The organism is Flavobacteriales bacterium, assembly GCA_016699575.1.
Classification (GTDB): domain Bacteria; phylum Bacteroidota; class Bacteroidia; order Flavobacteriales_F; family PHOS-HE28; genus PHOS-HE28.
In genome coordinates, this window is record CP064979.1 from 2484086 (window position 1) to 2508260 (window position 24175).

The 24175-nt window shown below is 60.4% G+C and carries 26 protein-coding genes and 1 pseudogene; 12 read left to right on the forward strand and 15 right to left on the reverse strand.

Annotated features, from left to right (window positions below):
* Nucleotides 1–3: 3 nt before the first annotated feature.
* From IPJ76_10255 to IPJ76_10275, 5 genes are all read right to left on the reverse strand, one after another.
* The gene (locus IPJ76_10255) at nt 4–270 is read right to left on the reverse strand and encodes a transposase (protein ID QQR85003.1); all 267 of its coding nucleotides are present in this window, start codon (nt 268–270) and stop codon (nt 4–6) included.
* A 42-nt stretch (nt 271–312) separates the two neighbouring features.
* A complete protein-coding gene (locus IPJ76_10260) occupies nt 313–420 on the reverse strand; it encodes a type II toxin-antitoxin system HicA family toxin (GenBank protein ID QQR85004.1) in 108 nt (35 codons plus the stop codon).
* On the reverse strand, nt 417–623 hold the full coding sequence (locus tag IPJ76_10265) for a 2-oxoisovalerate dehydrogenase (protein ID QQR85005.1): 207 nt from the start codon (nt 621–623) through the stop codon (nt 417–419). The genes IPJ76_10260 and IPJ76_10265 overlap by 4 nt, the downstream gene beginning before the upstream one ends.
* A gap of 4 nt (nt 624–627) precedes the next feature.
* The gene (locus IPJ76_10270) at nt 628–831 is read right to left on the reverse strand and encodes a DUF433 domain-containing protein (GenBank protein QQR85006.1); all 204 of its coding nucleotides are present in this window, start codon (nt 829–831) and stop codon (nt 628–630) included.
* A 580-nt stretch (nt 832–1411) separates the two neighbouring features.
* On the reverse strand, nt 1412–2257 hold the full coding sequence (locus IPJ76_10275; protein QQR85007.1) for an SUMF1/EgtB/PvdO family nonheme iron enzyme: 846 nt from the start codon (nt 2255–2257) through the stop codon (nt 1412–1414).
* A 206-nt stretch (nt 2258–2463) separates the two neighbouring features.
* On the opposite strand from IPJ76_10275, the gene IPJ76_10280 reads away from it, so the two are divergent.
* The 3 genes from IPJ76_10280 (at nt 2464) to IPJ76_10290 (ending at nt 3904) form a co-directional block, all read left to right on the forward strand.
* Nucleotides 2464–2826 carry a DUF2200 domain-containing protein gene (locus IPJ76_10280; protein QQR85008.1) on the forward strand — a complete coding sequence of 121 codons (363 nt, stop codon included), beginning with the start codon at nt 2464–2466 and terminating at the stop codon, nt 2824–2826.
* A complete protein-coding gene (locus tag IPJ76_10285) occupies nt 2823–3320 on the forward strand; it encodes a hypothetical protein (protein ID QQR85009.1) in 498 nt (165 codons plus the stop codon). The genes IPJ76_10280 and IPJ76_10285 overlap by 4 nt, the downstream gene beginning before the upstream one ends.
* 71 nt (nt 3321–3391) lie before the next feature.
* Nucleotides 3392–3904 carry a hypothetical protein gene (locus IPJ76_10290; GenBank protein QQR85010.1) on the forward strand — a complete coding sequence of 171 codons (513 nt, stop codon included), beginning with the start codon at nt 3392–3394 and terminating at the stop codon, nt 3902–3904.
* Nucleotides 3905–3906: 2 nt separating this feature from the next.
* Here IPJ76_10290 and IPJ76_10295 read toward each other — a convergent pair whose 3' ends face one another.
* From IPJ76_10295 to IPJ76_10310, 4 genes are all read right to left on the reverse strand, one after another.
* Nucleotides 3907–4464, reverse strand: coding sequence for a dihydrofolate reductase family protein (locus tag IPJ76_10295; protein QQR85011.1), 558 nt, complete (start codon nt 4462–4464; stop codon nt 3907–3909).
* An 11-nt stretch (nt 4465–4475) separates the two neighbouring features.
* Entirely contained in the window at nt 4476–4730 is a 255-nt protein-coding gene (locus IPJ76_10300) for a hypothetical protein (protein ID QQR85012.1), read from the reverse strand.
* Between the two features lie 214 nt (nt 4731–4944).
* Complete coding sequence (locus tag IPJ76_10305) at nt 4945–5352, reverse strand: hypothetical protein (protein QQR85013.1); 408 nt, start codon at nt 5350–5352, stop codon at nt 4945–4947.
* A gap of 8 nt (nt 5353–5360) precedes the next feature.
* Nucleotides 5361–5717, reverse strand: a complete 357-nt coding sequence (locus tag IPJ76_10310; GenBank protein QQR85014.1) for a VOC family protein — start codon at nt 5715–5717, stop codon at nt 5361–5363.
* A gap of 69 nt (nt 5718–5786) precedes the next feature.
* On the opposite strand from IPJ76_10310, the pseudogene IPJ76_10315 reads away from it, so the two are divergent.
* Nucleotides 5787–6212, forward strand: a pseudogene (locus IPJ76_10315) (VOC family protein).
* Nucleotides 6213–6224: 12 nt separating this feature from the next.
* On the opposite strand, the gene IPJ76_10320 reads toward IPJ76_10315, so the two are convergent.
* The gene (locus IPJ76_10320) at nt 6225–8375 is read right to left on the reverse strand and encodes a T9SS type A sorting domain-containing protein (protein QQR85015.1); all 2151 of its coding nucleotides are present in this window, start codon (nt 8373–8375) and stop codon (nt 6225–6227) included.
* A gap of 154 nt (nt 8376–8529) precedes the next feature.
* Here IPJ76_10320 and IPJ76_10325 point away from each other — a divergent pair, with 154 nt between their 5' ends.
* From IPJ76_10325 to IPJ76_10345, 5 genes are all read left to right on the forward strand, one after another.
* Complete coding sequence (locus tag IPJ76_10325) at nt 8530–8931, forward strand: ribonuclease P protein component (GenBank protein ID QQR85016.1); 402 nt, start codon at nt 8530–8532, stop codon at nt 8929–8931.
* Nucleotides 8924–9175 carry a membrane protein insertion efficiency factor YidD gene (gene yidD, locus IPJ76_10330; protein QQR85017.1) on the forward strand — a complete coding sequence of 84 codons (252 nt, stop codon included), beginning with the start codon at nt 8924–8926 and terminating at the stop codon, nt 9173–9175. Before IPJ76_10325 ends, yidD begins: the two co-directional genes overlap by 8 nt.
* Nucleotides 9172–10821 (forward strand): S41 family peptidase, encoded by a 1650-nt coding sequence (locus IPJ76_10335; GenBank protein ID QQR85018.1) that lies wholly within the window; start codon nt 9172–9174, stop codon nt 10819–10821. The genes yidD and IPJ76_10335 overlap by 4 nt, the downstream gene beginning before the upstream one ends.
* Nucleotides 10822–10827: 6 nt before the next feature.
* Nucleotides 10828–12408 carry an O-antigen ligase family protein gene (locus IPJ76_10340; GenBank protein ID QQR85019.1) on the forward strand — a complete coding sequence of 527 codons (1581 nt, stop codon included), beginning with the start codon at nt 10828–10830 and terminating at the stop codon, nt 12406–12408.
* A 96-nt stretch (nt 12409–12504) separates the two neighbouring features.
* On the forward strand, nt 12505–13275 hold the full coding sequence (locus IPJ76_10345) for a hypothetical protein (protein QQR85020.1): 771 nt from the start codon (nt 12505–12507) through the stop codon (nt 13273–13275).
* A gap of 65 nt (nt 13276–13340) precedes the next feature.
* Here IPJ76_10345 and IPJ76_10350 read toward each other — a convergent pair whose 3' ends face one another.
* Together IPJ76_10350 and IPJ76_10355 are read right to left on the reverse strand one after the other, a co-directional pair.
* Nucleotides 13341–14108 carry a sulfite exporter TauE/SafE family protein gene (locus tag IPJ76_10350; protein QQR85021.1) on the reverse strand — a complete coding sequence of 256 codons (768 nt, stop codon included), beginning with the start codon at nt 14106–14108 and terminating at the stop codon, nt 13341–13343.
* Nucleotides 14109–14126: 18 nt separating this feature from the next.
* Nucleotides 14127–14645 (reverse strand): hypothetical protein, encoded by a 519-nt coding sequence (locus IPJ76_10355; protein ID QQR85022.1) that lies wholly within the window; start codon nt 14643–14645, stop codon nt 14127–14129.
* A gap of 34 nt (nt 14646–14679) precedes the next feature.
* Here IPJ76_10355 and IPJ76_10360 point away from each other — a divergent pair, with 34 nt between their 5' ends.
* Nucleotides 14680–15681, forward strand: coding sequence for an acyl transferase (locus IPJ76_10360; GenBank protein QQR85023.1), 1002 nt, complete (start codon nt 14680–14682; stop codon nt 15679–15681).
* Here IPJ76_10360 and IPJ76_10365 read toward each other — a convergent pair.
* The gene (locus IPJ76_10365) at nt 15678–17012 is read right to left on the reverse strand and encodes a tyrosine--tRNA ligase (GenBank protein ID QQR85024.1); all 1335 of its coding nucleotides are present in this window, start codon (nt 17010–17012) and stop codon (nt 15678–15680) included. The genes IPJ76_10360 and IPJ76_10365 overlap by 4 nt on opposite strands.
* A 143-nt stretch (nt 17013–17155) precedes the next feature.
* On the opposite strand from IPJ76_10365, the gene IPJ76_10370 reads away from it, so the two are divergent.
* Complete coding sequence (locus IPJ76_10370) at nt 17156–18160, forward strand: NAD-dependent epimerase/dehydratase family protein (protein ID QQR85025.1); 1005 nt, start codon at nt 17156–17158, stop codon at nt 18158–18160.
* Nucleotides 18161–18179: 19 nt separating this feature from the next.
* Here the strand turns inward: IPJ76_10370 and IPJ76_10375 are convergent, their stop codons facing one another.
* Together IPJ76_10375 and IPJ76_10380 are read right to left on the reverse strand one after the other, a co-directional pair.
* Nucleotides 18180–19856: a choice-of-anchor L domain-containing protein gene (locus tag IPJ76_10375; GenBank protein ID QQR85026.1), complete on the reverse strand. Its 1677-nt coding sequence runs from the start codon at nt 19854–19856 to the stop codon at nt 18180–18182.
* A gap of 9 nt (nt 19857–19865) precedes the next feature.
* Nucleotides 19866–22547 (reverse strand): choice-of-anchor L domain-containing protein, encoded by a 2682-nt coding sequence (locus tag IPJ76_10380; GenBank protein ID QQR85027.1) that lies wholly within the window; start codon nt 22545–22547, stop codon nt 19866–19868.
* Between the two features lie 147 nt (nt 22548–22694).
* On the opposite strand from IPJ76_10380, the gene IPJ76_10385 reads away from it, so the two are divergent.
* Nucleotides 22695–24065 (forward strand): dipeptidase, encoded by a 1371-nt coding sequence (locus tag IPJ76_10385; protein QQR85028.1) that lies wholly within the window; start codon nt 22695–22697, stop codon nt 24063–24065.
* Nucleotides 24066–24175: the final 110 nt, after the last annotated feature.

Genomic DNA, 24175 nt, shown 5'->3' on the forward strand with positions numbered 1-24175 from the left:
GGCCTACAACTTTCCCTCGATGATCTCCTTGAGCACCTGGCGGTCCATCTGGGCCTCGGTGTACATCTTCTCAAGGCGCGCATACTTGGCCTTCAGCTCCTTGAACTCCTTGAGCTGGTTGGCGTCCAGGCCGCTGTACTTGGCCTTCCACTGATAGAACGTCGGCTGGCTCACGCCATGCTCCCGGCACACGTCCGAAACCTTCTTGCCTGCCTCATGCTCGCGCAGCATCGCAATGATCTGCGTCTCGGTGAATCTGCTCTTTCTCATCCTGATCAAGTTTAGGTGGTTCTACTTCCACCTGCACCTGTTTCAGGGGGTGCTTACAGATGGGCTGCCGCTCTGTCTCGTCACTTCGTATCCCAGCTTGCCCCGGGCCTTGATCAGTTCCTTGCCCGTGAGGTCGCGCGGGATCCTCATGCAGCGATCACGATCTCCTTCACCATGTGCAGGCGGATCACCTTGGGCATTTGATCGGCCTCGAAGTGGGTGGCCACGGCGTCCTTCACGTTGGCCTTCAACTGCTCCCGGTCATCGCCATCGGTGAAGATCGAATGGTCGAGAGCGCGAGCTTCGAAGCCACCTTCGGGCGACTCGTCAACGATGAAGATGATCTCCTTCATGGGTTCAACCGTTGTTCGTTCTGGTCCATTCACGCACGGCTTGAATGTGTTCAGCCTTCAAAGTCGGGAAGCTCTCAAGCAACATTTCATTGCTCCAGCCATCGGCCAAGCGGCCTTGGATGTGCTCCACAGCCAAGCGCGTACCCTTGATGACGAGCTTACCGCCAAGGATGGCCTTGTCACTGGTGATGTGCTGCTGCCAGTTCATGCCCCGAAGTTAGGATGATCGCTCCGTGATCGCTGATGGCCAACTTTGCAATACAACGACCCCTCCATGCCACGCCTCATCGTCAACGGTTTCACCATTTCGCTCGACGGCTACGGTGCCGGTCAGCAGTGATCACTGGAAGCCCCTTAGTCTAGGAACCTCAGGCGTGAGCCTACCGGCACATCTGGCTTGTGCAGGCTAGGGAGCAAGTACACCTCCTGCTCGACCGGTGTGCGTTGTCGCCGATGCAAGAACTGCTTGAAGGCTTCTGTCTTGAGCACAGTGCCATTCGGTGTGACGACTTCAGCGTTGTGAGTCACTCTTACATTCCGTTCCGTGGTCTCGGCTATGACTGCTACCACGCCACGACCTGTTATCTCGAACACCTCAATGATGTCGTACTCTGTTGCCATGGCGATGCAATCTAATCTTGATCCGTCCCAACTTTGATCCACAACAATCCACCATGCCCCGCCTCATCGTCCACGGTTCCACCATCTCGCTCGCCTAAGCGCTCCTCTATCCAGGTCACGCTTCGTCAGAATTTCTGTCGCTGTGCGAGGAACTCGGGGACGGTCGCTCACTTCTTCCGAACTCGCGCCACACAACGGAATCCCAGCCACGCTTCCGGTTTGTGGTAGTGCTGCACACTATTAGGTGAGGCCTCACTCGCTGGATGCGCGTAAGAGCCACCTTTGGCAATGCCAGGGGTCGAAGTCATCTCGGCGGCGTTACCCCGCATGTTGTACAGATTCATGGTGTCAGGCAGGTAACCTTGGACCGGCGTGAGTTCGGAGCCGGGTCGAAGGAACGCTCGTTTCCCGTTGAGCTGCTTGTGACATGGCTGGCAATTGTAGTTGAACACAGCACAGCGGCCATTCGTACTGTCACGGATGCCCAGAAGCCGTTCATACTCCTCCGGTGTAGGGAGCTGGAACTCCACTTCTCCCTCCACGCGCTGATATTCGCCATGGTTCTTTGTTCTCCATGCGCAATAGGCCATGGCTTGCTCATAAGTGATTCCGGCGATCGGATAGTCCATGAACCGCCTTGCGCGAATGCGTTGCGCCTTGGTCGTCACGCTATCGCTCGGTACGGTGGCAGAGATCGACCTGTACATTCTTGTCAAGCCTTTGACAGTGCTCATGCTTCCCGTCCGGTCCCCATAGAAGAGCAAGCCATACGGCAGGTCGCGGATCACGGTCGGATCGGGCATGGCCATGTCGGGGTGCTCCTTGGCAAAGGAGATCATTTCTCCAACCGACATTTCCTCGCAGTCGATGAACGTGCTGTCGTTGATGCGCTCCATGGCATACAGGCCGAAGTCGCGGGCGCTCTGGGCCATCGCGCTTGGTAGGAGGTAGAAGGCCAGCATGACGGATGTCAGCCATCCCTTCATCAGATCAAATGGTTCCACGGTTACCATGCCTGTTGATCAAACTTAGGAAGGACGGAAAGGACGCGAAGTCGTTGTGCGCAAGAGCATGGCTTACAGCATCGTTTGAAATGCAGTAACGACGATCGACCGTGAAGAGTATCAACTTTGGTCTGCAAGACCAGCGCACCGTGCCCCGCCTCAGCGTCCACGGATTCACCATCTCGCTCGAGCGGCGTGCTCATCTTTGAAAGGCCATGAAACCCGGAGCCAACAACGAACGCGTCTTCCGCATGGCCTTCGCCAGCGTGTACCCGCACTACGTGACCAAAGTCGAGAAGAAGGGCCGCACGGTGGAAGAACTACACACCGTCATCCACTGGCTTACGGGCTACGATGAGAAGGCACTGAAGAAGGTGATCGAGAACAAGACCGACTTCAGGACCTTTTTCGCCGAAGCCCCGCGCCTGAACCCCAACGTGAGCATGATCACCGGCGTGATCTGTGGCTACCGCGTGGAGGACATCGAGGATCCGCTGATGCAAAGGCTCCGCTACCTGGACAAGCTGGTGGATGAACTGGCCAAGGGTAGGGCGATGGAGAAGATCCTGAGGAAGTGAGCAAGATCATAGACATACCGGAAGGCCGAACGAACGACTACCTCATTCATGGTGTCTTCGTCGTCATCGCTGCTGGCATTTTGATGCTGGCACATTGGTCGGTTGCGATCCTCACGGCGGCTCTGGCCGTAGCTCTTTTCCTGGCCAGTTCCGGTGTCGAGATAGATGTGAAAGGAAGGCGGGCCAGGATCTACAAGGCCTTGGGTAGGCTGCGTTCCGGGCAGTGGGTCAGCACGGAGCGGTACACGGGCATCGCGATCCATCACACCCGCGAATCGCAGGTGATGACCAGTCGGGCTTCCCAGACCACCGTGCGTGTGCGGACCTATGACGTCCGCTTGACCACAGCCGGAGGTGAGGCTGTGCTGTTCCACGATTTCACCGACTATGCGAAGGCCCGCAAGTGTGCAGTGGCCATGGCCGAAGGTTGGAAGCTGGAACTGACGGATGAAGTGCAGGAGCGGCGGCAAAGGGCGCAAGGCAGAATACGATGACACCAGCGGAAAGTCGATGGTGAAGATCCCGAGGAAATGAGCAAGACCACCAACATCATCGCGCTAGGTGCATGCCTGCTGGGCAACACCATTGCCGCTCAACAGATCTTTCCGTCCCGGAGTTCGGAGCGCCCGGAGAAGGGTGGCCCGCCGAGGTGGAGGAGCACTACCAACCGATCACCACGGACACCACCTTGCTCTTCCATAAGCCGTGGTTGGTTTGGCAATGCACATGTGGTTGGCCCATCGACTATGAGTTCTACTACGACATCGACTTCCGTACCGCGCGCCAATGCTGGGGCCGCAAGGAGGTCTTCGATCGTGTGGAGGTGAACGGTCAATACGGTTTCATGCAGCGCGGGCTCGGTGAACTCCATGCCACTCTGGAACCGATCGGCAATGGGTTCCTCTACACCGAGGTGCGCGTCGATAGCCTCGGTGATGAGTTGCCCTTGCGCACCGTGCAACTTGTCTGGGACACAGACAGCGTGCTGCATACGGATACGGCCGCCGTGGGTGCGTGGGGGTATGAAGGCTTGGTGACGCGGATCACGCGCTACGTGGAGCTGAGGTCGTTGCGATAACCCTACCGCTTCACCTCATACTTCAACGCCACCGCGCCAGACCCGAACTCCTCCCGGCCCAACAGGTTCAAATCCACCATCTTGGAAAGTCCCGCGAACAAGGTGGGCCCACGACCAACGATCCGGGGATGCACCACGATCTGGTACTCATCAATGAGGCCCATCTCGGTGAGGGCCATGGCGAGTTGCACGCCGCCCACACCGATGCCTTTGCCCGGCTGCTGCTTGAGTTGTTCAACGAATGTGCGCAGATCACCACGCACCATTTCGGTGTTCCACTCGGCGGTATCCACGGTGCTTGATACGAGGTACTTCTTCGCCGCGTCCATCGTCTTCGCGAAGGGTTGCATCCATTCCGGCATCCAGTCGGGCCAGACGCCATTCGGTGGCAAACGCCACGCGCTCTCCATCAGCTCATAGGTGTTCCGCCCCAGGAGCATGGCATCGGTCCCTGCGATGTACGCTTCCGCGTTGCGGTGCAGGTCCGCGTCCGGGATCCCCACCGTGTGGTCGTAGCAGCCGTCGAGGGTGACGTTGATGGAGAAACGGAGGGGGCGCATGATGCTCTGAGCTAGGCGTTCTCTTCTTCGTACTGGTTGAACCGGATAACGTCCTGGTGCACGCCGTAAACCATTTGAGCACGATCGGTGGGGTTGAACCAGTAGTGCATCCACCCGTTGTCCATTCGGCGTTCCCAGTTCTCCAGTGGGCCGTACCGGTTCAAGTGGGCCTCTACCTTTTGCACCCGTCCGGCTTCCGATCCCCGCCCTACCGGATCGTCATACCACACCGAACCCACAACGTCGCCTTTGGGATAGACGGCCATTTGGAACGACGCTGTTTCGATCAGGTAGCATGGCTCTTCATCGGAGGTGTCAAGAAGCGGTTCCCCAAATCGCTCAAGAGCCATCAACGCCTCGTTCAAGGGCGAACCAAGTGGAATGTGTGGAGTCTCCAGCTCTATCATGAATGCGCTACTCGTTCAATCGCCGCCTTGATCACGCCGTCCAGTGCGATGTGATCGATCATTCGGATCGCCCTCATGTATGTGCCTCCACTTTTGCCGATGTGCTGTCGTGAAGATTGGTGACCACTAAACGCCGACCATCAGCAAACGTGAGTGTGAATTCAACGGACGCACCATCCTCGTGAAGTGACATGTCCGTTACTGGGATGCCTACAAGACCGAAGTCGTCGCCGACAGCGCGATGTGGATAGGACCAGCCTTCTTCAGGAACTGACCAGGGCTTGGGTTCGTGCGATTGGATCTTCCAGTGAACGGTGCCAGCGTCAAGAACAAGGCGGTGCCACTGTCCCGCGCACTTGAGGAACACCGCGTTCGCATCGCATACAAGTTGACCAGAAAAAACGAACGACTCCGCCACGATCGCCTCGAGAGCCTGTCCGACAAGATCAGGCTGGGTACCGAAGACATTGAGGCTGGGCATTGCGATTACTACTTCGGCTCCCACAGCTCGATCTTGTTCCCCTCCGGATCGTACACCCACGCGAAGCGGCCGTAGTCCTCGTCCTGGCGCTTGGGGTCGATGCGCACACCCTCGGCCTCGAGTTTCTTCAGCAGACCATCGATGTCCTGCACGCGCAGGTTCAGCATGAACTGCTGCTTGTCGTTGCCGAAGTAGTCGCTGTCGCGCTTGAAGGGCGAGAACACCGTGGGCCCGGCATCCTGCTGCCAGATCCAGCCGTGCTGCTCATCGTTGATGCCGAAGTGGTGGTTGTACCAAGCGGCCAGCGCCTTGTGGTCGTCCGCGCGGAAGAAGAATCCGCCGATGCCGGTGACGTGTCGGGACATGGGATGGGGTTCAGTACGACCAAGGTACGCGGGGGTAGCTTTGGGCACCCGCTCAACCGGATTTAACCCATGCAACCCCGCCTCTCCTTCATCACACTCGGCGTCGTCGATCTCTAACGTTCGAAGCACTTCTACAACGATGTGTTGGGTTGGACACCCTTCCAAGACAGCGGCGGCATCGTCATGTACAAGCTCAACGGCATGGTGCTTTCGCTTTACCCGCAGCACGAGCTGATGGAAGATGCCACGGGCGCCGATGACGCAAAAGGCTCTCGCTTCACCCTTGCGCAGTGCATGCGTTCTGCGGAAGAAGTGGATACGTGTTTCGCGGACTTGAAGAAGCACGGCGCCACCATCACCAAGATGCCCGAGAAGGTGTTCTGGGGTGGCTACAGCGGCTACTTCGCCGATCCCGATGGGCACCTGTGGGAGATCGCGCACAACCCCGTCCTGGAGATGGATGCCGCGGGCAATGTGGTGGGGAAGAAAGCCTGACCCGTCCCACCTTTAGTTCACTACCAGCTTCCGCACGGCGGTGCCTTTGGCGGTGGCTACCTCAACATGGTAAACCCCGGCGCCCAAACCGGTGAGATCGAACGCTTCGGTATGGCCGGGATCCTGCCAGCGCCGCGCTTCACGACCGCTCTGATCGAGCAAGCGCACGCGAAGCAGCGTGGCGTCCGCGGAGATCATGAACTGATCGTGCGCAGGCACCGGCCACACGCGCACGTCCAGTGGTGCTGGTGCTGGACCGGTGCTGGTGGTGGCATCCTGCAGCCCGATCACGGACATCTTGTTGCTGTCCATGTTCAACGCGAACACGAAGCGGCCGTTCGGGTGGCGTGCCAGGCCGAAGGCATACTCCGCTTGCGTGCCCACGGTGGTGAGCGTTGAGCGGATGTAAGGGATCTCCAACGGGATGGAGTCCGGCGCAACCCATTGCTCGAAGTCCGGCATGGCGATCACGGTCACATTGCCCTTGTTCACCTCGGCGCTGCAGCACGCATCCCATGTTGGTGCGAAGCAGCACGTCATGCCCCAGTTCGACGCGTAGAGGTACTGGCCATCGGCGCCGATGGTAAGGATGTCCTCGGTGCCGGCTCCGGTCTGCAGGCGTGCGATCACTTCATGGTCCGCGGTGCGGATCACCGAGATATGGTCGTAGCTGAAGTCGAAACCGAAGTTGGCGCACAGGATGTACTTGCCATCGGGCGTGGGGAAGATGGCTTGCGGCCAGTAGTCCACCGGCACAGTATCCACCACTTGGTAGGTCGCCAGGTCCACAACGCTCACCGTTGCGCTGCTCCAGTCGGACACGTACAGCAGACTGTCGTTCACGGAGGTGCAGATGTTGCGCGGATGCTGGCCCACAGGCACCGTTGCAAGCACCTGCCACGTGTTGGCATCAATGACCGAAACCGCATTCCCGTTCTGGCACGAGACGAACACGCGCTGGCCATTGTGAGCGGTCCACATCTTCAACGGGCCTATGGAAACGGGTATCGTTTGCACCACCGTATTGCTGGCCACTTCGATCACTTGCACGGCGTTCAGGGTGAAGTTGGCCACGAAGACGTGCAGGTTGTCTGCAGAGGGCGAACAGCTGTAGGCCAGACCACCCACGTTGATGATGGTGGTGCTCCAGGTGCCGGCGTCGAGCCCTTGCAGGTCAACCACGGTAACGGTGGCACCCGAACCGATGAACGCCTTTGACCCATCAGGCAATACGCACATGCCGCGCGGTGTGGAGCCGGTGGTTATGTTGAAGAGCAGGCTGTCGGGGTAGGCACCGTTGTGCAAGTGCGACAGTGGGTCGGGGTCGAGGCCGCCCGGGCAATCATTGGTGCCGATCCAATGGTCGGGTATGCAGTGGCCCATGCAATCGGTGGTGCCGGGGGGGCATGTGCCGTACTGGCACGAACCATCGTCCACGGTAGCGTGCTCGTAGTAGTTCAACGCGGCGGGGTCCATGCAGCCCTCCACCACGCAATCGCCACCGTCGTAGTTGTACGCGGGGCAGTCGAGCAGTAGGTCGCCCACTTCCCAGCTACCTGCCGTCCACAGGCCGTTGTTGCAGTGCCAGTCGTTCACGTAGCTCATCACCTCCAGCGAATCGAGGCACGCGCCGGTGCAGTCGGCCAGCTGCCCGGGAGGGCAGGGGCCGAAGTAGCAACTGCCGTCATCCACCGTGGCCACCGGATTGTAGTTGGTAGCTGTGCTGTCCATACAACCGGGACCAACGCAATCGCCACCATCGTAGTTGAACTGCGCGCACAGGAAATCGCTGGGGAAGTCCCATCCGTTGTCGCAGATACCGTCGCCCACCCACGTGGCGGGGAAGCAGTTGCCGTTGCAGTCGGGGATCTCGCCGGGCGGGCAGGGATCATAGATGCAGCTGCCATCATCGACGGTCGCCGTGGGATTGTAGTTCACCGCCGTGGTGTCCATGCAGCCCGGGCCTATGCAGTCGCCGCCGTCCCAATTGAACTGGGCACAGAGGAAATTGCCTGGGCTAGCCCAGCCATCGTCGCATACGCCGTCGCCCACCCAGTTGGCGGGTTGGCAAGCGCCATCGCAATCGGGGATCTGACCGAAGGGGCATTGCCCTGCTACAGGTGCCAGGTACAAGCACAGGATCAGAGTGAACGGGTTCCGCATGATGATCGAATGTAACCGACGGATCGGGTCCTGGCGGCCTGCCCCAATCCAACATCCTTGGTTTGACAACGATCGTTGTGGGCAGGGGCGAAGGCTTGCCTGGGCTCCATCTTTACACCGAACCGACCGTCCCACGAACAGCGGTCCATCGCACGTGAGCAACGCCACAACTGCACCTCGCCTTACTTTCAGCAAGCAGGAGCGCCTATGCGGCAAGCTCCGCATCGAAAGCGTGGTGAAGCAGGGCAAGGCCATCAATGAACCGCCGTTCAGGCTCATCGGCCTGCCCATGGAGATGCCCAAGGGCGTGCAGGCGCAGATCACCTTCGCCGTGCCCAAGCGCAACGTGCCCTTGGCCGTGGACCGCAACCGCACCAAACGCCGCATGCGCGAGGCCTATCGGCTGGAGAAGCCTGTCCTTTTCAGCACGTTGAAAGAGCGCAACCTGAACCTTGCGTGGCTCATCGTGTACCAAGGTCGCGCCGTGCCAACATGGGATAACACGCGCAGCAAAATATCCCGGTGCATCCACCGTTGGCTCGAAGTGCATGGCTAATCCCGTGGCATACCTGATGATCGGCCTGGTGAGGGTTTACCAGTACACCCTCAGCCCCTTGCTGCCCGGCGAATGCCGGTACGCACCCAGCTGTTCGCATTACGGTGTTGAGGCCTTGAAAAAACACGGTGCACTGAAGGGCGGCTGGCTCACCCTGAAACGTTTTCTTTCCTGTCATCCTTGGGGCGGCCACGGCTACGACCCCGTTCCACAACCACGTAACCAACGCGCAAAACCAACATGAAGCGCACCATCAAACGCACCCTCGTCATCGGCTCCATCGCCATCGTCGGCGGCCTCGGCATCGCTGCCGGCGACAACTACTTCGAGATCAGCAAGAACATCGAGGTCTTCACCGAGGTGTACAAGGAGCTGAACATCTACTACGTGGACGAAGTGAACCCGGGTGAGATCATGAAGACGGGCATCGACGCGATGCTCACCTCGCTCGACCCCTACACGGACTACATCCCGGAAAGCGACATCGAGGAGTACCGCTTCCAGACCACCGGCCAGTACGGTGGCATCGGTGCGTTGATCAAAACGCAGGGCGAGAAGGTGCTCGTCAGCGAACCCTACGAGACGTTCCCAGCGGCCAACGCCGGGTTCCGCGCCGGTGACGAGATCATCAGCGTGGACGGCAGGAAGGTGAGCGGCATGGACACCGAGGGCGCCAGCAAGCTCCTGAAAGGCCAGGCGGGCACTCAAGTGAAGATCGTGACCCGTCGCGCCGGCGTGGAAACGGAGCACTCGCTCACGCGCATGGAGATCAAGATCCCCGACGTGCCCTACAAGGGCTTCGTGGACGAAGCGAACAAGGTGGGCTACGTGAAGCTGAACGGGTTCACGGCCACGGCTGGCCTCGATGTGCGCAACGCCATGAAGGAGCTGAAGGAACAGGGCATGCAGAAGATGGTGCTCGACCTGCGCGGCAACGGCGGTGGCCTGTTGCGCGAGGCGGTCAACATCGTGAACCTCTTCGTGCCGAAGGGCGAGAAGGTGGTGGAAACGAAAGGCAAGATCGCCGAGTGGGACAAGAGCTACAGCACCCTGAGCGATGCACTGGACGCAACCGTGCCCTTGGTAGTGATCGTGGACGAGGGCAGCGCCAGCGCCAGCGAGATCGTTGCAGGAGCCTTGCAGGACCTGGACCGTGCGGTGATCCTCGGCGACCGTACCTATGGCAAGGGCTTGGTGCAGCAAACGCGAGACATCGTGTACAACAACAAGGTGAAGGTGACGGTGGCCAAGTACTACATCCCCAGCGGCCGCTGCATCCAGAAGATCGACTACGCGCACCGCGACAGCTCGGGCAGGGCCATCAACGTGGCCGACAGTGCCATCAAGGCGTTCAAGACGAAGAACGGCAGGCCCGTGTTCGACGGTCGCGGCATCGCTCCGGATGTGGCCATGGACGAGCCCGAGATGGCCAAGGTGGTCGGTGGTCTCGCTTCGAAGGACCTCTTCTTCGAGTACGCGAACAAGTACCGTGCGGAGCACGACACCATTCCGGCGCCGGAGCAGTTCATCATCACCGATGCCATCTACAACGACTTCCTCGCCTTCGTGAAGAACAAGGATTTCTCCTACGAGACGGAGAGCAACGACGCGTTGGACGAACTGGTGGAGGCCGCTAAACGTGAACGCTACTACGAACATTCGGAGAAGGCCATCGAAGCGTTGAAGGCCGAGCTGAAGCCGAACAAGGAAGAGGAACTGCGCCGCTTCCGCGATGACGTGGCCGAAGTGCTGCGCGGCGAGATCGTGAGCCGTTATGGCCTGCAGACCGCACGTTACCGAGCAGCGTTGGCCGGTGACCCGTACTTGAAGCGCGCGCTTGAAGTGCTCAATACAGGCGGCACCACGGACATCCTCAGCGGCAAGAAGTAGGACCTGATGACGGACGAGCGGACGGGCACCGCGCCGCGCGACCTGTTCCGGTGGCTCTACCTCGGTGGGCTCGCCATCACGGGCATCGGCATGCCGTGGGGCGAGTTCCTCATGAGCATCGGACAGATCATCGCGCTCGGTGGTTGGCTGATCGAGGGTATCGTCCGTAAGTCGCTCGGTGCACGCGTGAAGCACGCATTCTCCCAGCGCGCGGTGCTGGTCTTCCTGTCGTTCTACGCGCTGCATGTTCTTGGCCTGTTGTGGACCTCCGACATGGCGTGGGGCATGGACGTTTGCAGGATCCTGTTGCCCTTGCTCATCCTGCCGCCCATTGTCGCTTCTTCCCCACGATTGCGGCACGACGAGCTGCGCGCGCTCCTCCTCCTGTTCGCCGCGAGCACCATCGCAAGCACGTTCGCCTGCCTCGCGCTGAACACCACGCCGGATGACCACCGCGCGTTGTCGCACTTCATCAGCCACATCCGGTTGTCGCTGATGGTGTGCATGGCGGCGTTCGTGCTGGTCCGCTACTGGCCGAAGCGCTGGCTCCTGCGCGCAGTGCACCTGCTGGCCATCGGCTGGTGCGTTTACTTCCTGCAGCTCTTGGGAAGCATCGCCGGCCTGGTGGTCCTGTTGGTCGTTGCGGGGTGGTGGCTGTGGCGGCGGTCGCGCTACCTCGGAACGACCATGCGCTGGACCTTGCGCCTTGGTATGGTCGCGTTGCCTGTTCTGCTGGGCGCTTATGTGTGGGGGGTCGTTACCGATGCACATCGCATTGATCCGTTGGAACGGGCTCCATTGGTCATGACTTCCCCCGGCGGTGAACGCTATGCCCACGACACCACGAACCTGCAACTGGAGAACGGCCGCTATGTCTGGCGCAACATCGCATGGGCCGAGGTGCACCGGTCGTGGCAGCGCATCAGCAATATCCCCTTGGACAGCACTGACGCACGGGGCCATGTCTTTTACGGAACGCTCTTCCGCTACTTGACCAGTAAAGGCTTGAACAAGGACTCCGTGGGTATGGCCGCGCTCACACAGGATGACCTGTCGCGCATCATGCGCGGCGAATGGAGCGTGCAACAGCGGGATCCACTGGAGTTGCGCATCCGTGAACTGGTGTTCGAGGAACAGCGGTACCGCAACACCGGTGATGCCAGCGGGTATTCATCCGTCATGCGATGGGAGTTCTGGAAGGCTGGCTGGCACATCATAGAACAGCATCCGGTGGTAGGCGTCGGTACGGGCGATACGAAACCAGCGTTCGCAGCGACCTATGACGAATTGCGCAGTCCACTTGACGCTCGCTGGCGACTACGTGCGCACAACCAGTTCCTCACATGGACGATCAGTTTCGGTTTCGTTGGGCTGGTGCTGTGCGTGCTGGCGTGGCTGGTCCCGGTCCGGCTGATCGGCGCCTGGCGCGAACCGCTGTTCGTGGCCTGGGCCTTCGCCTTCGTCCTTTCATGCCTCACGGAGGACACGCTGGAAACGCAGGCCGGGGCTACGTTCGCAGCGTGGTTCTACGTGCTGCTGGTGTTCGGGGTGGACCATGATGGAAAGGTTGCCGCGAAGGTCGTCTGACCAGGATACGGTGATCCCCGTAGCCCGCTACGGTGCCGCCCGGAAGAAACAGAGGGTGCGCATGCGGAAACATTTGCTCCGCACAAATCACCACACATGCGCTACACCAACACGTTCAACGCGATGCCCGCACTGGCCATCGCCGCTCTCACGGTACTTGCCCTGGCCACCACAGGCTGCGGCAAGGAGGACGATGCCGCTCCGGCCACTACCAACACTGGCGGCAGCAATAACAACACCGGTGCGAACACCACCCCATCCATCGTCGGTGCCGACGGTGCGCTCTTCGCCGTAAAGACGATCACCACGCAAACCCTCCCGTTCGTCGGCACGTTCCAAGTGGAGGTGAACACCGGTGTAGGCGTGTTCTATGATGATGCAGGGGCGCAGGTGAACGCAGGCCAAGTGGAATGCAATGACAGCCTCTTCAACTTCACCAACAATGCCTACGTCTACCAGCCCACGGGATCCAACATCACCGGGATCGACTTCTCATCGGGCGTCACCTGGGATGTCACCGGCGGCAATGGCATCCCGGCGTTCACCCGCAATGTGACTTCCATCGCGTTCCCGTCCGTCGATACCGTCAGCACGGCCACCACGTTCCCGCGCAATGTGGATTACACCCTGGCCACCAATTCCGTCAGCGGTGCCGATAGCGTGTACTTCAGCATCGGCGGCATCCTGAAGCGCTTGGGCGGCAATGCCACGAGCTGCACCTTCACCGCGGCTGAGCTCGGCACGCTGCCAGCCGGGACGAGCATGGCACAGATCGCCGCGTGGACGGTGACCAACGAGAACATCAGCGGCAAGGACATCTACTTCGGCAAGGAGACCGTGGTGACGCGCATGATCACGTTGCAGTGAGCCATGCCCTGTCATTGTTCCGGGGCCCCATCTCAACGGTGGGGCCTCGGCGCATGCGGTGCCACCTACAACGCGCCGACCGCCAAGCCCACAGCGATCACCACCATGAAGGCTGCCACCAGCAACTGCACGCCACGGAGCGTCACTTTCGGGATGAGCCGCTTGCCCCAATACGCACCTGCGAACGCGGCCACGGTGCTCAAAGCCAGCAAAGGCCACTGCACGGCGATGCTGTCGCGCAACGGTGAAGCCGTATAAACAGGGATACGTGTGAGGTCGACAAGGCAGGCAATGGCCACGCCGGTGGCAATTAGCGCCTCCTTGCCCAAACCCGAACGCAACAAGAACATGGTGCGCAATGCACCCTGATGTCCGCTGAACCCACCGAAAAACCCGCTGATAAGCCCTCCCGGAAGCAGGTACTTCGGGTGGAAGGAGAAACTGGCAACGGAAGGCAGCAATTCCGTTAGCGCGAACAGCACCATGAGGATCGCGATCCCGACGCGCACAGCGTCCACGGGCATGCGCACGCCTTCGTAAAGCGGCTCCAGCGCGCCGAGCCGATCGAGCAGCCATGCACCGCCGAACGCGCCCACTATGCCCGGTGCACCGAACAGCAATACCGTCCGACGATCGATGGATTTCCACAACAGCCCGAGCTTGAACAAGTTGTTGAGCAGGTGCACCACCGCAGTGAGCAGCACCGATAGATCGAGCGGGAAGAAGAGCGCGAAGACCGGGAGCAGAAGGGTGCCCAGGCCGAAGCCGCTGATGATGGTGACCAACGACGCCGAAAGCGCCGCAGCCGGTACGACGATGCAGGACGGATCCATGAAAGGGGGAGGGGACGGCTATTCCAGCACGATGTTGCCCGAGCTTACCTTGTTGCTCACGTTGAGCGCGCGGTCGATGATGAGGCAGTCGAAGCGGACGGTGTCGCCTTCATCGGCGTCCGTCAGGTTGCTGTACCATGGTGATTCGAACCCCGGGATCTGCACGGTTTCGAACCGTCGCGCGATCTCGCCCTCCAGCGCCTTGTTCTGGCCCGTGGGCGTTATGACCGGGATGCGATGCCCGATGGTGTCCTTCAGTACCCACGTTCCGGTCTCTTTCAGGAAGTACTCGAGGTAGTAGTTATAGTAGTAGTACGATGAGGTGTCGTACGGGGCATCCGTCTGGTCCTGGCCCAGCCCGATGTCGCCATCGCCGTCGGTGAAGCTGAGGGTGATGACGGCGCTATCAGCGAACTGCTCGAAGCTTTTGAACGCGATGGACGGCTGCGGCGGGAACTCCTCGGTCTTCAGGCATGAAGTGAGACCCAGCGTGCCGACCACGGCAACGAACCATCCGTACTTGCTTACCCGCTTCATCGTGCGTCCGAAATTAGCGCCCCTTCCGCATCCCATGACGGCCACCATTGATCCCGCGCTGCTCGAACGGCCGTTCCGGATCGCCGGGCCCGCCGACTTCAACGCGCTGGCGCTCGACTTATTCCGCCTGCATGCCGCCCACAACCCTGTTTACCGGGGATTCCTGAACGGCCTGGGCCACCGTGCCACGAAAGTCGAGCACTGGGAGGATATTCCGTGCCTTCCGATCTCCTTTTTCAAGCAAACGGATGTGTTGCTGGAGGGCTCTTCACCCCGCCTGACCTTCACCAGCAGCGGCACAACTGGTGTGGAAGCGAGCAAGCACCATGTGCCGTGGCCAGCCCATTACGAGCGGTCGTTCATGGAAGGCTTCCAGCGTGTGTTCGGGCATGTGCGCGACTGGCGGATCATCGCGTTGCTGCCGAGCTACCTGGAGCGCAGTGGCAGTTCGCTGGTGTACATGGCCGAAGCGCTCACCCGTGCCAGCGGCGACCCATTGAGCGGCACGTACCTCTACCAGTACGAGACCGTGCGCGAACTGCTTCAGCGTTCGGAGGCCGAAGGCAAACGCACGATGCTCCTGGGTGTCACCTTCGCATTGCTCGACCTGGCCGAGCAATGCCCACAACCGCTAAAGCACACCTTGGTAGTGGAAACCGGAGGCATGAAGGGGCGGCGCAAAGAGGTCGTGCGTGAAGAGCTGCACGCAACACTGAAGCAAGCGTTCGGCCTCAACGCCGTGCACAGCGAGTACGGCATGACTGAACTGTTCTCACAGGCCTGGAGCACCGGCGACGGTATCTACCAGTGTCCGCCGTGGATGCAGGTGCACTTGCGCGATGTGAACGACCCGTTCGCTTCCGTGCCCAACGGCCGCACCGGCGGCATCAATGTGTTCGACCTGTGCAACGTCGGCTCCTGCCCGTTCATCGCCACGCAGGACCTGGGCCGCATGCACACGGACGGCACCTTTGAAGTGCTCGGACGTTTCGACAACAGCGATGTGCGCGGGTGCAGTTTGATGGTGGAGGCCTAGTCCACCACCTTCACCAGGAAGTAGTTCTTCTTGCCGCGCTGCAGCAGCATAAAGCGCTTGTGAATCAGGTAGTCTGAAGTTGTGCCGGCATCCTCGCCAGAGATCTTCACCTTGTTCACAGAGACTGAGCCTTCCTTAAGCGCGCGCTTGGCGTCCCCGCTTGAACCAGTGCAACCCGACCACCAAAGAAGCTTGCTCATCGGTATGCCGTCCCCAATTTGCTTCAAGCTCACACCAGCAATGCCGAACTCCGGGTGTGGTTTGTTTTCCACCTTCTCAGGGTTCGGCAAAGTGTCGTAGAGATCTTCCCACACGCTTTCAGGCAAGCTTGCAAGTGCTTCTGGGGAGTTGCCAAAGACGGCTTCTGATGTCTTGAGCGCCTTCTGCAGTTCAGCTTCTCCGTGCGTGCGCCGCGTGATGTCCGCCGCAAAGAGCTTTTGCAAGGTGCCGGGCTTGGCGGCATGTTCCGCCTCGCGTGCCTCGATCTCATCGTGCTCCCAGGTGGTGAAGATCCGCGCGTACTTCACCACATCCGCGTCGCTGGCGTTTAGCCAGAACTGGTAGTACTTGTACGGCGATGTGCGTGCGGCATCGAGCCACACGTTGCCGCTCTCGCTCTTACCGAATTTGCTGCCGTCGGCTTTGGTGAGCAGGGGAGTGGTAACGGCGAACGCGGGCCGCTGCTCGGCTTCGCCACCGCCCATGCGCCGGATCAGTTCCGTGCCCGTGGTGATGTTGCCCCACTGATCACTACCGCCCATCTGCACCCGGCAATCCATGTTCTTCCACAGCCAGTGGAAGTCGTAGCCCTGCACCAGCTGGTAGCTGAACTCGGTGAAGCTGAGCCCGGTCTCCAAGCGGTTCTTCACGCTGTCCTTGGCCATCATGTAGTTCACCGTGATGTGCTTGCCCACCTCGCGGATGAACCGCAGGAAGCCCATGTCCTTGAACCAATCGTAGTTGTTGACCAGTCGTGCCGGGTTCTCCGGCGCGTTGAAGTCGAGGAAGCGTTCCAATTGCGCTTGGATGCACTTCTGATTGTGCCGGAGCGCCTCCTCGTCGAGCAGGTTGCGTTCGGCGTTCTTGCCGCTGGGGTCGCCCACCATGCCCGTTGCCCCGCCCACCAGTGCGACGGGTTTGTGCCCGCAGCGTTGGAAGTGCGTGAGGATCATGATCTGCACCAGGTTGCCCACGTGCAGGCTGTCGGCCGTGGGGTCGAAACCGATGTAACCGCTCACCGGACCGGTGTTCAGGTGTTCCTGCGTGCCAGGCATACTGTCGTGCAGCAGACCGCGCCAACGCAGCTCTTCGATGAAATCCTTCACTGGCATGGGGCGAAGATCGTTGACGGGAATACATGGCACGCAGAGGCGCAGAGAACGCAGAGACCAAAGCCCGGGCAAGAGTATTCTCTGCGTTCTCTGCGCCTCTGCGTGAGACCTCCCCCTTCTCTCGGCTTCTACCTTGCGCACCAATGGACGTCGTGACCGGTATCAGCGGCTTGGTGGGCTCGCACGTGGCGTTGGAACTGCTGGTCCAAGGCCGACCGGTGCGGGGCATTGTCCGTGCAGGTTCCGACCGGAGCATCATCCGCGCTGTCTTCAACCATTACCGCCGGGATGGCAATGCGCTCTTCGACCGGATCGAATGGACGGAAACGGACCTGCTGGACGTGGTGGGCCTGCGCGAGGCTTTTACCTGCGCTGAGCGGGTGTTCCATTGCGCAGCGTTGGTCTCCATGGACGCTCGTGATTCCAGGCAGCTCTTCGCCGTGAACATCGGCGGTACGGCCAACGTGGTGAACGCCGCGCTGGAATGCGGGGTGCAGCGGCTGGTGCACGTGAGCAGCATTGCCGCTACCGGACGAACGCCCGATGGATCCGCCGTGAACGAGGATAGTCCTTGGGTGCGCGACAAACACACCTCGGCTTATGCCATCAGCAAGTACGACGCGGAACTGGAGGTGCAGCGTGGCGTGGCCGAGGGATTGAGCGCGGTGATGGTGAACCCTGGTGTGGTTTATGGGCCGGGACAAAAGGGCCGCAGTAGCCTTGCAGTGATCGACCGCGTTTGCAAAGGCACGGCGTTCTACCCAACGGGCAGCAACGGGATCGTGGATGTGCGCGATGTGGCCCAAGCCATGCTGGAGCTGGCTGAGGTGGGCGGCGATGGCGAGCGCTACATCCTCAGCACACCACCGGTACCGTACAAGGACCTGTTCGGCATGATCGCGAAAGCCGCCGGAAGGCGTGCTCCCGACCGGGCATTGCCTCTCTGGACCTTGGAAGTGGCTTGGCGTTTCGAGGCGGTGCGTACCGGTTTGTTCGGAGGTCGCTCGCTCGTGACACGCAACGCCGTGCGCAGCGCAACCAGCCACTATAGTTATGACACGTCGAAGGTCCGCGCTTTGGGTATCACGTTCCGCCCTCCGGAGGAGACCATCCTGAACGCGGTCGCGTTCGCAAGGCGTTCAGCGTGACCGCCCGGTTCGGCTGTGCTCAGCGCTTGTTGTTCAGGATGGTGAGGTGGCCCGTGAAGGGCTTCTCCGCGCCTTCCACCGTCACCTCGTAGTAATAGGTGCCGTCGCTCACGCCATCGGCATCCCACTGGTTGCGGTAGTTGCTCGCCTCGTACACCTTCTGCCCCCAGCGGTTGAATATGGTGACGGTGTTGGTGGTCCCGAGGATCCCTTCGATGATGAACTTGTCGTTCTCGCCATCGTTGTTGGGGCTGAACACGTTGGGGATCACGATGTCGCAGCCGCTCTCCACCACCACGGTGGAAGCGACCGTCTTGTTGCACTCATCGGTAACGGTGATCGTGTACTCTCCGTCCTCCAGGCCGGGCACCCAGTTCACCAGGCCGGTCACACCGTCCTCCCAAACCGGGCTCAGGTCGCCGAATCCGCCTGAGACCGCGGCCGTAACCAGCACGCTGTCGTCCTCGCACTCCAACAGCAGGTTGGTGGTGCTCAGGATCATGGGCACGTACTCGACGATGGGCACGGTGGCGGTGCTGACACTCGTATCGCCGCACGCGTTGATGAACGTGGCGGTGAGCACGATCTCTTCTTGTCCTTCGGCCACATTGTCCTCGAACGCTTCGATGGGGAAGCTCACGCTGTTCTGCCCGTCGGGGATGGTGATGACCGTGGGGATGCTCGTGTAGTCCGTGCCGTTCGTTGCCGTGCCGCCCACCACAACGCTCACGTCGATGTCGCTGTCAGAGCCGGGCCGCGTGATGGTGAAGGTGGCATCGGTGCATCCCTCCGTCAATGTGCCGTCGGCGCTGGCGGTCACGATCTCCAGGTCGATGTTGTTCGGGCTGGTGAAACTGCCGCCTTCCAGGAACACACCACTGTCCCAAACCGTGTCGCCGACGTCCGCAAGGGCCAGCTTGATATGGTATTGCTGCCCGCACTGGACGATCACGCTCGCCGTTAGGACCACGGTGAATCCGTCGTAGCCAACTGTGGGGCTGCCTGCGGGGTTCTGCACATAATAAACGGAGTTTGCCGTCCAGTTCGGGTCCAGGTTGGCGCACTGAGTGGGATCACCCCCAGTGGTGCTGCCGGGCACGCCAAGGTTCACCGTGTTGATGGAAATGGGCACATTGGTGTTCGGCACAAGGGCGATGTTCACCGCGTTGTTCGAGTAAGGACCGTTCAGACCGGGCCCACTGACGAAGAACCCGAACACATCGGTCACGGTCCCGCACACGAACTCGTCGTATTCGTCGCTGCCGAAAACGAAATTGAAGCTCAGGGAATCGCCGGTCGGAACGAAATCGAATTCGAGGACCGCCTTGTCGTTGGTTCCCAGGCCACCAACAAGAAGTTCCAGGTCCGCATCGTTCGCCCCGAAGTTGCCACCACCGGAGGAATAGCTGTCCGAGTTGTTCGGGCCGGGCCCACTGGTGAGGTCACCCGTGGCCAGCATGAGGCCATTGGCCAAGCCGATGTTGCTGTTGCTTCCATCGAAACTCCCGATCTGCTCATTGATGGTCGTCCCGGGCAGCCCATTGAACGTCACGTTGCTTACCGTTACACCACCGCCCAATAGCACCTGTTGCACCAACTGCTCCGGGGTAAGGGTATTGCTGGTCGTCAACTGCCCCGATGCCGCAACGGCCAGGACGTTCGACGCCAGTACCACCATCCACTTCCTTGCTTCCATGTTCCTTGTTTATCTGATCAACGTCACGTTGCCCACATACTCAACGGGGCCGAACCTACGACCGCTCGTCTTGAGTTTCCAGACGTACACGTCCTGTTTCGGCGCCGCGCCGCCCACCTTGCCGTCCCATGCGGTGGAGGGGTTGTTGCTGGCGAAGATGAGCTCACCCCACCGGTCGAACACACTGAACTCGAAATCGCTCAGGTCGTGGCCGATCGGCCCGAACATGTCGTTCACGCCATCGCCATCGGGGGTGAAGCTGTTCGGCACATAAACATGGGCAGGTGGTTGCACCACCAGCATGACGCTGTCCACACAACCGATGGGGTTCCACACGGTCAACCAAACTTCGTGATCGTCACTATCAAGATAGCGGTGAGCGGTGTACTGGGCACTGTCGGTCGTCCCATCGCCGAGGTCCCAGTACCACTGTGTGGTGTTGTTGCTGCTCAGGTTGTCGAACGTGACGTCGAACTCGCCGATGTAGTTCACCGTGAAGAGCGCCGTTACGTCCTGCACGTCCATGAACACGTCTTCGGAAAGGACATAACCGCAGGCATCGGTGACCGTGACCGTATAAGTGCCCGGGGCGGTGGGCGCAATGGTCGTATCGGCCCTGGAACCGTTGATCGGAGACCACACGTAGGAATAACCGCCTGCACCCCCGGAGGCCAAAGCGCTGAGGAAGCCCTCATCACCGAGGCAGATCGCGGTGTCGGGCACGGCCCACAGCATGAATGGGTCCCACACGGGCAACTGCACCGTAACGTCGTCACTGCCCACGTTGCCACATTCATCCAGCACCGTAATGAAGTACGTGTAAGTGCCGATCACCGGCACCCCCGGAACTGTATCGGTGGTGCTCAGCACGCTGAAACCGTCGGTCCACTCCCACGTGTACACACCGCTTCCACCTGTGAGCGACGCGATGTACAGGTCCACGGCATCACCCGGGCAGAGCACCGTGGTATCGTTGTTCGTTTGCACCACCACCGGCGGTAGCGGCAACGGCGACACAACGATGGTGTCCGCATCGCCCATGCCACAGCCCGCTTCAACGGTGATGTAGTACGTGGCCAGCGGGCCGCTGTTGATGGGCAGCGATGTCGTGGTGCTCAGAACGTTGCCCTGATCATCGGTCCACTCGTAGGTGTAATTGCCGTCACCACCTGTTGTGCTGATCACTTGAAGCACCGCGGCTTGCGGACAGCCCAAGGCGGTGTCATTGGTCACTGTCATGTCCACCGGTGGATAGACAGGAACATCAATAGTGATGGTCCCGGTCTGTGGTGCCTGCCCACAGGTGTCCGTCACTGTCACCGTGTACGTGGTGGTGACAGGTGGCGAAACGGTAAGGGTCGCTGTTGTGTCGCCAGTGTTCCAGGTGTATTGATAGTTGCCGTAACCCTGGAAGACGTTCGGGCCGATCGTCACCGTTTCGTCGCAAGCGATCGCGGTGTCGGCCACCGTGATGTACATGGGCTGCGCCTCATTGATGTAGAACGTGAAGTTGGTGACCACCAATTGACCACTGCATTGGGCGACGTTGCTGATGGTGATCTCCACGGTTTCCAGACCATCAGGGTCCAACGGTGCGGTAAGGATGAACTGCACCGTGGTATCTCCGGGCAGAAAGACGACCTCATTGGGCAACACGGGCAAATAGTCGGTTCCGCCGATGGCCGTGCCGCCAACCACCAGTTGGACCGTATCGGTGGTGGCAAAACCCGCGTAGCGTTCGAACTCCAGGACTGCGGTGGCGCATCCTTCGTACAGCGTACTGTCCACCAACCCTACGGCCGTGCTGAGTGATGCAGTAACCGCGGCATTGCTCGTGAAGCTGCCTGCCTTCAGGAACACGGCGCTATCGAACGCCGTGTCACTGGCATCACCGATCGCGATCTTGATGTGGTATTGCAGGCCACAGGTCACCAACGCGAATGCAGTGAGGACGGTGGTCATACCATCGTACTGCAGGTATTGGGGGTCTACGTTGTAGGGGGCGTTGGTGCCGTTGCCGTTGTCCACGTAATACAGGGCCTGCTGGTTCCATTGCGCGCTCGATGCGACGCAGTTGGCCAAAATGCCGTTGGCCCCGACCGTGCCATTGTTGACCGTGTTGATCGAGATGGGGATGGTCGTGCCCGGGACCAGGGCAATGTTCTCGGCGTTGTTGGAGAAGGGACCATTGAAGCCCGGTCCGCTGATGAAGAACCCGAACACATCGTTCACGCCACAGACGTATTCCGGGTACTCATCACTGGCGAAAATGAAATCGAACTTCAACGTATCCCCGTTGGGTATGAAGTCGAACTCCAGCACGGCGGCGTCGTTGACCAACTGTGGACTGGCCAGGATCTCCAGGTCCGGGTCGGTCTGGCCGAAATTCCCACCACCCAAGCTGTTGCTGCCAAGGTTGTTCGGGCCCATGGCATTGTCGATATCGCCCGTGGCCATGATCACGCCCAAGGCCATTGCCAATTGGGCGTTCGTCGCATCGAACTCCCCCATCTGCTCGGTAATGGTGTTGCCCGGCAGGCCGTTGAAGGTGATGTTCGTGACCGATACCCCACTGCCCAACAACACTTGCTGCACCAATTGCTCGGGTGTCAACGTGTTCTGGAGCACGATCTGGCCATGCACCGGAAGTTGGGCTACCAAGGCGACTATGGTGTAGAACAGTTTCCGCATGGCGAAGGACGCAGGGTAAGGGCTGGTAAAGTACCGGCCTATCGACGCCGAACGCCTGATGCCCGTTGCCCAGCGTTGACCGGTCGGGCGCTACATTCGGCGACTTCCGGGGAAAGCCACCCGTAAGCCCTCCGGACCCTGCTTAACATGAACCAGCTGGATACCTACATCGAGTCCAATAAGGACCGTTTCCTGAACGAACTCCTCGACCTGCTGCGCATTCCTAGCGTGAGCGCCGACCCCAAGTACAAAGGCGACGTGGCCCGTTGCGCCGACGCCGTGAAGCAGCGGATGCTCGAAGCCGGGCTGGAGAAGGTGGAAGTGTGCCCCACGAAAGGCCACCCCATCGTGTACGGCGAGAAGATGGTGGACCCCGCCAAGCCCACCGTGCTGGTCTATGGCCACTATGATGTGCAACCGCCAGACCCCCTTGACCTCTGGCACAGCGGCCCGTTCGATCCCGTCATCAAGGACGGCATGATCTACGCCCGGGGCAGTGCCGACGACAAGGGCCAGTTCTACATGCACTTCAAGGCCATCGAGGCCATGATGAAGACCGGAGGCCTGCCCTGCAACGTGAAGGTGATGATCGAGGGTGAAGAGGAAGTGGGCAGCGACAACTTGGGCACCTTCGTCACCAACAACAAAGAGCGCCTGAAGGCCGATGTGGTGCTGATCAGCGACACGGCCATGATCGCCAACGATGTCCCCAGCATCAATACAGGGCTGCGCGGACTGAGCTATGTGGAGGTGGAGGTGGCGGGCCCCAACCGCGACCTGCACAGCGGGGTGTACGGTGGTGCGGTAACCAATCCCATCAACGCGCTGTGCGAGATGATCGCGAGCATGCACGATGCCGACCGCCGCGTGACCATCCCCGGTTTCTACGATGCGGTGATGGAACTGAGCGCTGCGGAACGCAAGGCCCTCGCCGAGGCCCCGTTCAACGAGGCTGAATACATGAAAGAGCTGGGTGTGGACGCCGTGCGTGGTGAGAAAGGCTACACCAGCGAGGAGCGTTGCAGCATACGGCCCACATTGGACGTGAACGGCATCTGGGGCGGCTACATCGGCGAAGGCGCGAAGACCGTGCTTCCCGCCAAGGCCTTCGCCAAACTGAGCATGCGCTTGGTGCCCAACCAGAAGAGCGATGCCATCACCAAGTTGTTCCAAGCGCACTTCGAGAAGATCGCGCCGCCCGGGGTGAAGGTGGTGGTGAAGCCGCACCACGGCGGCGAAGCTGCTGTTACACCCATTGACAGCGCAGCATACCTGGCCGCCAGCAAGGCCATGGAAGAGACCTTCGGCAAGAAGCCCATCCCTACGCGCGGCGGTGGCAGCATCCCCATCGTGGCGCTCTTCGAGAAGGAACTCGGCCTCAAGACGGTGCTCTTCGGTTTCGGTCTGGACAGCGACAACATCCATAGCCCGAACGAGAAGTACGGCGTGTTCAACTACTTCATGGGCATCCGCACCATCCCGCGTTTCTTCCACAACTACGCGGCGGCGGACAAGTGAGCACCGGTGCTCCGGCAGTGCGGGTGGTACAACGCGGGCGCGCTCTTTGCGTTGGTTATTGAAACCATGTTCATGACCCGTACCCCGTCACCGCGATCGCTCTCGTCACT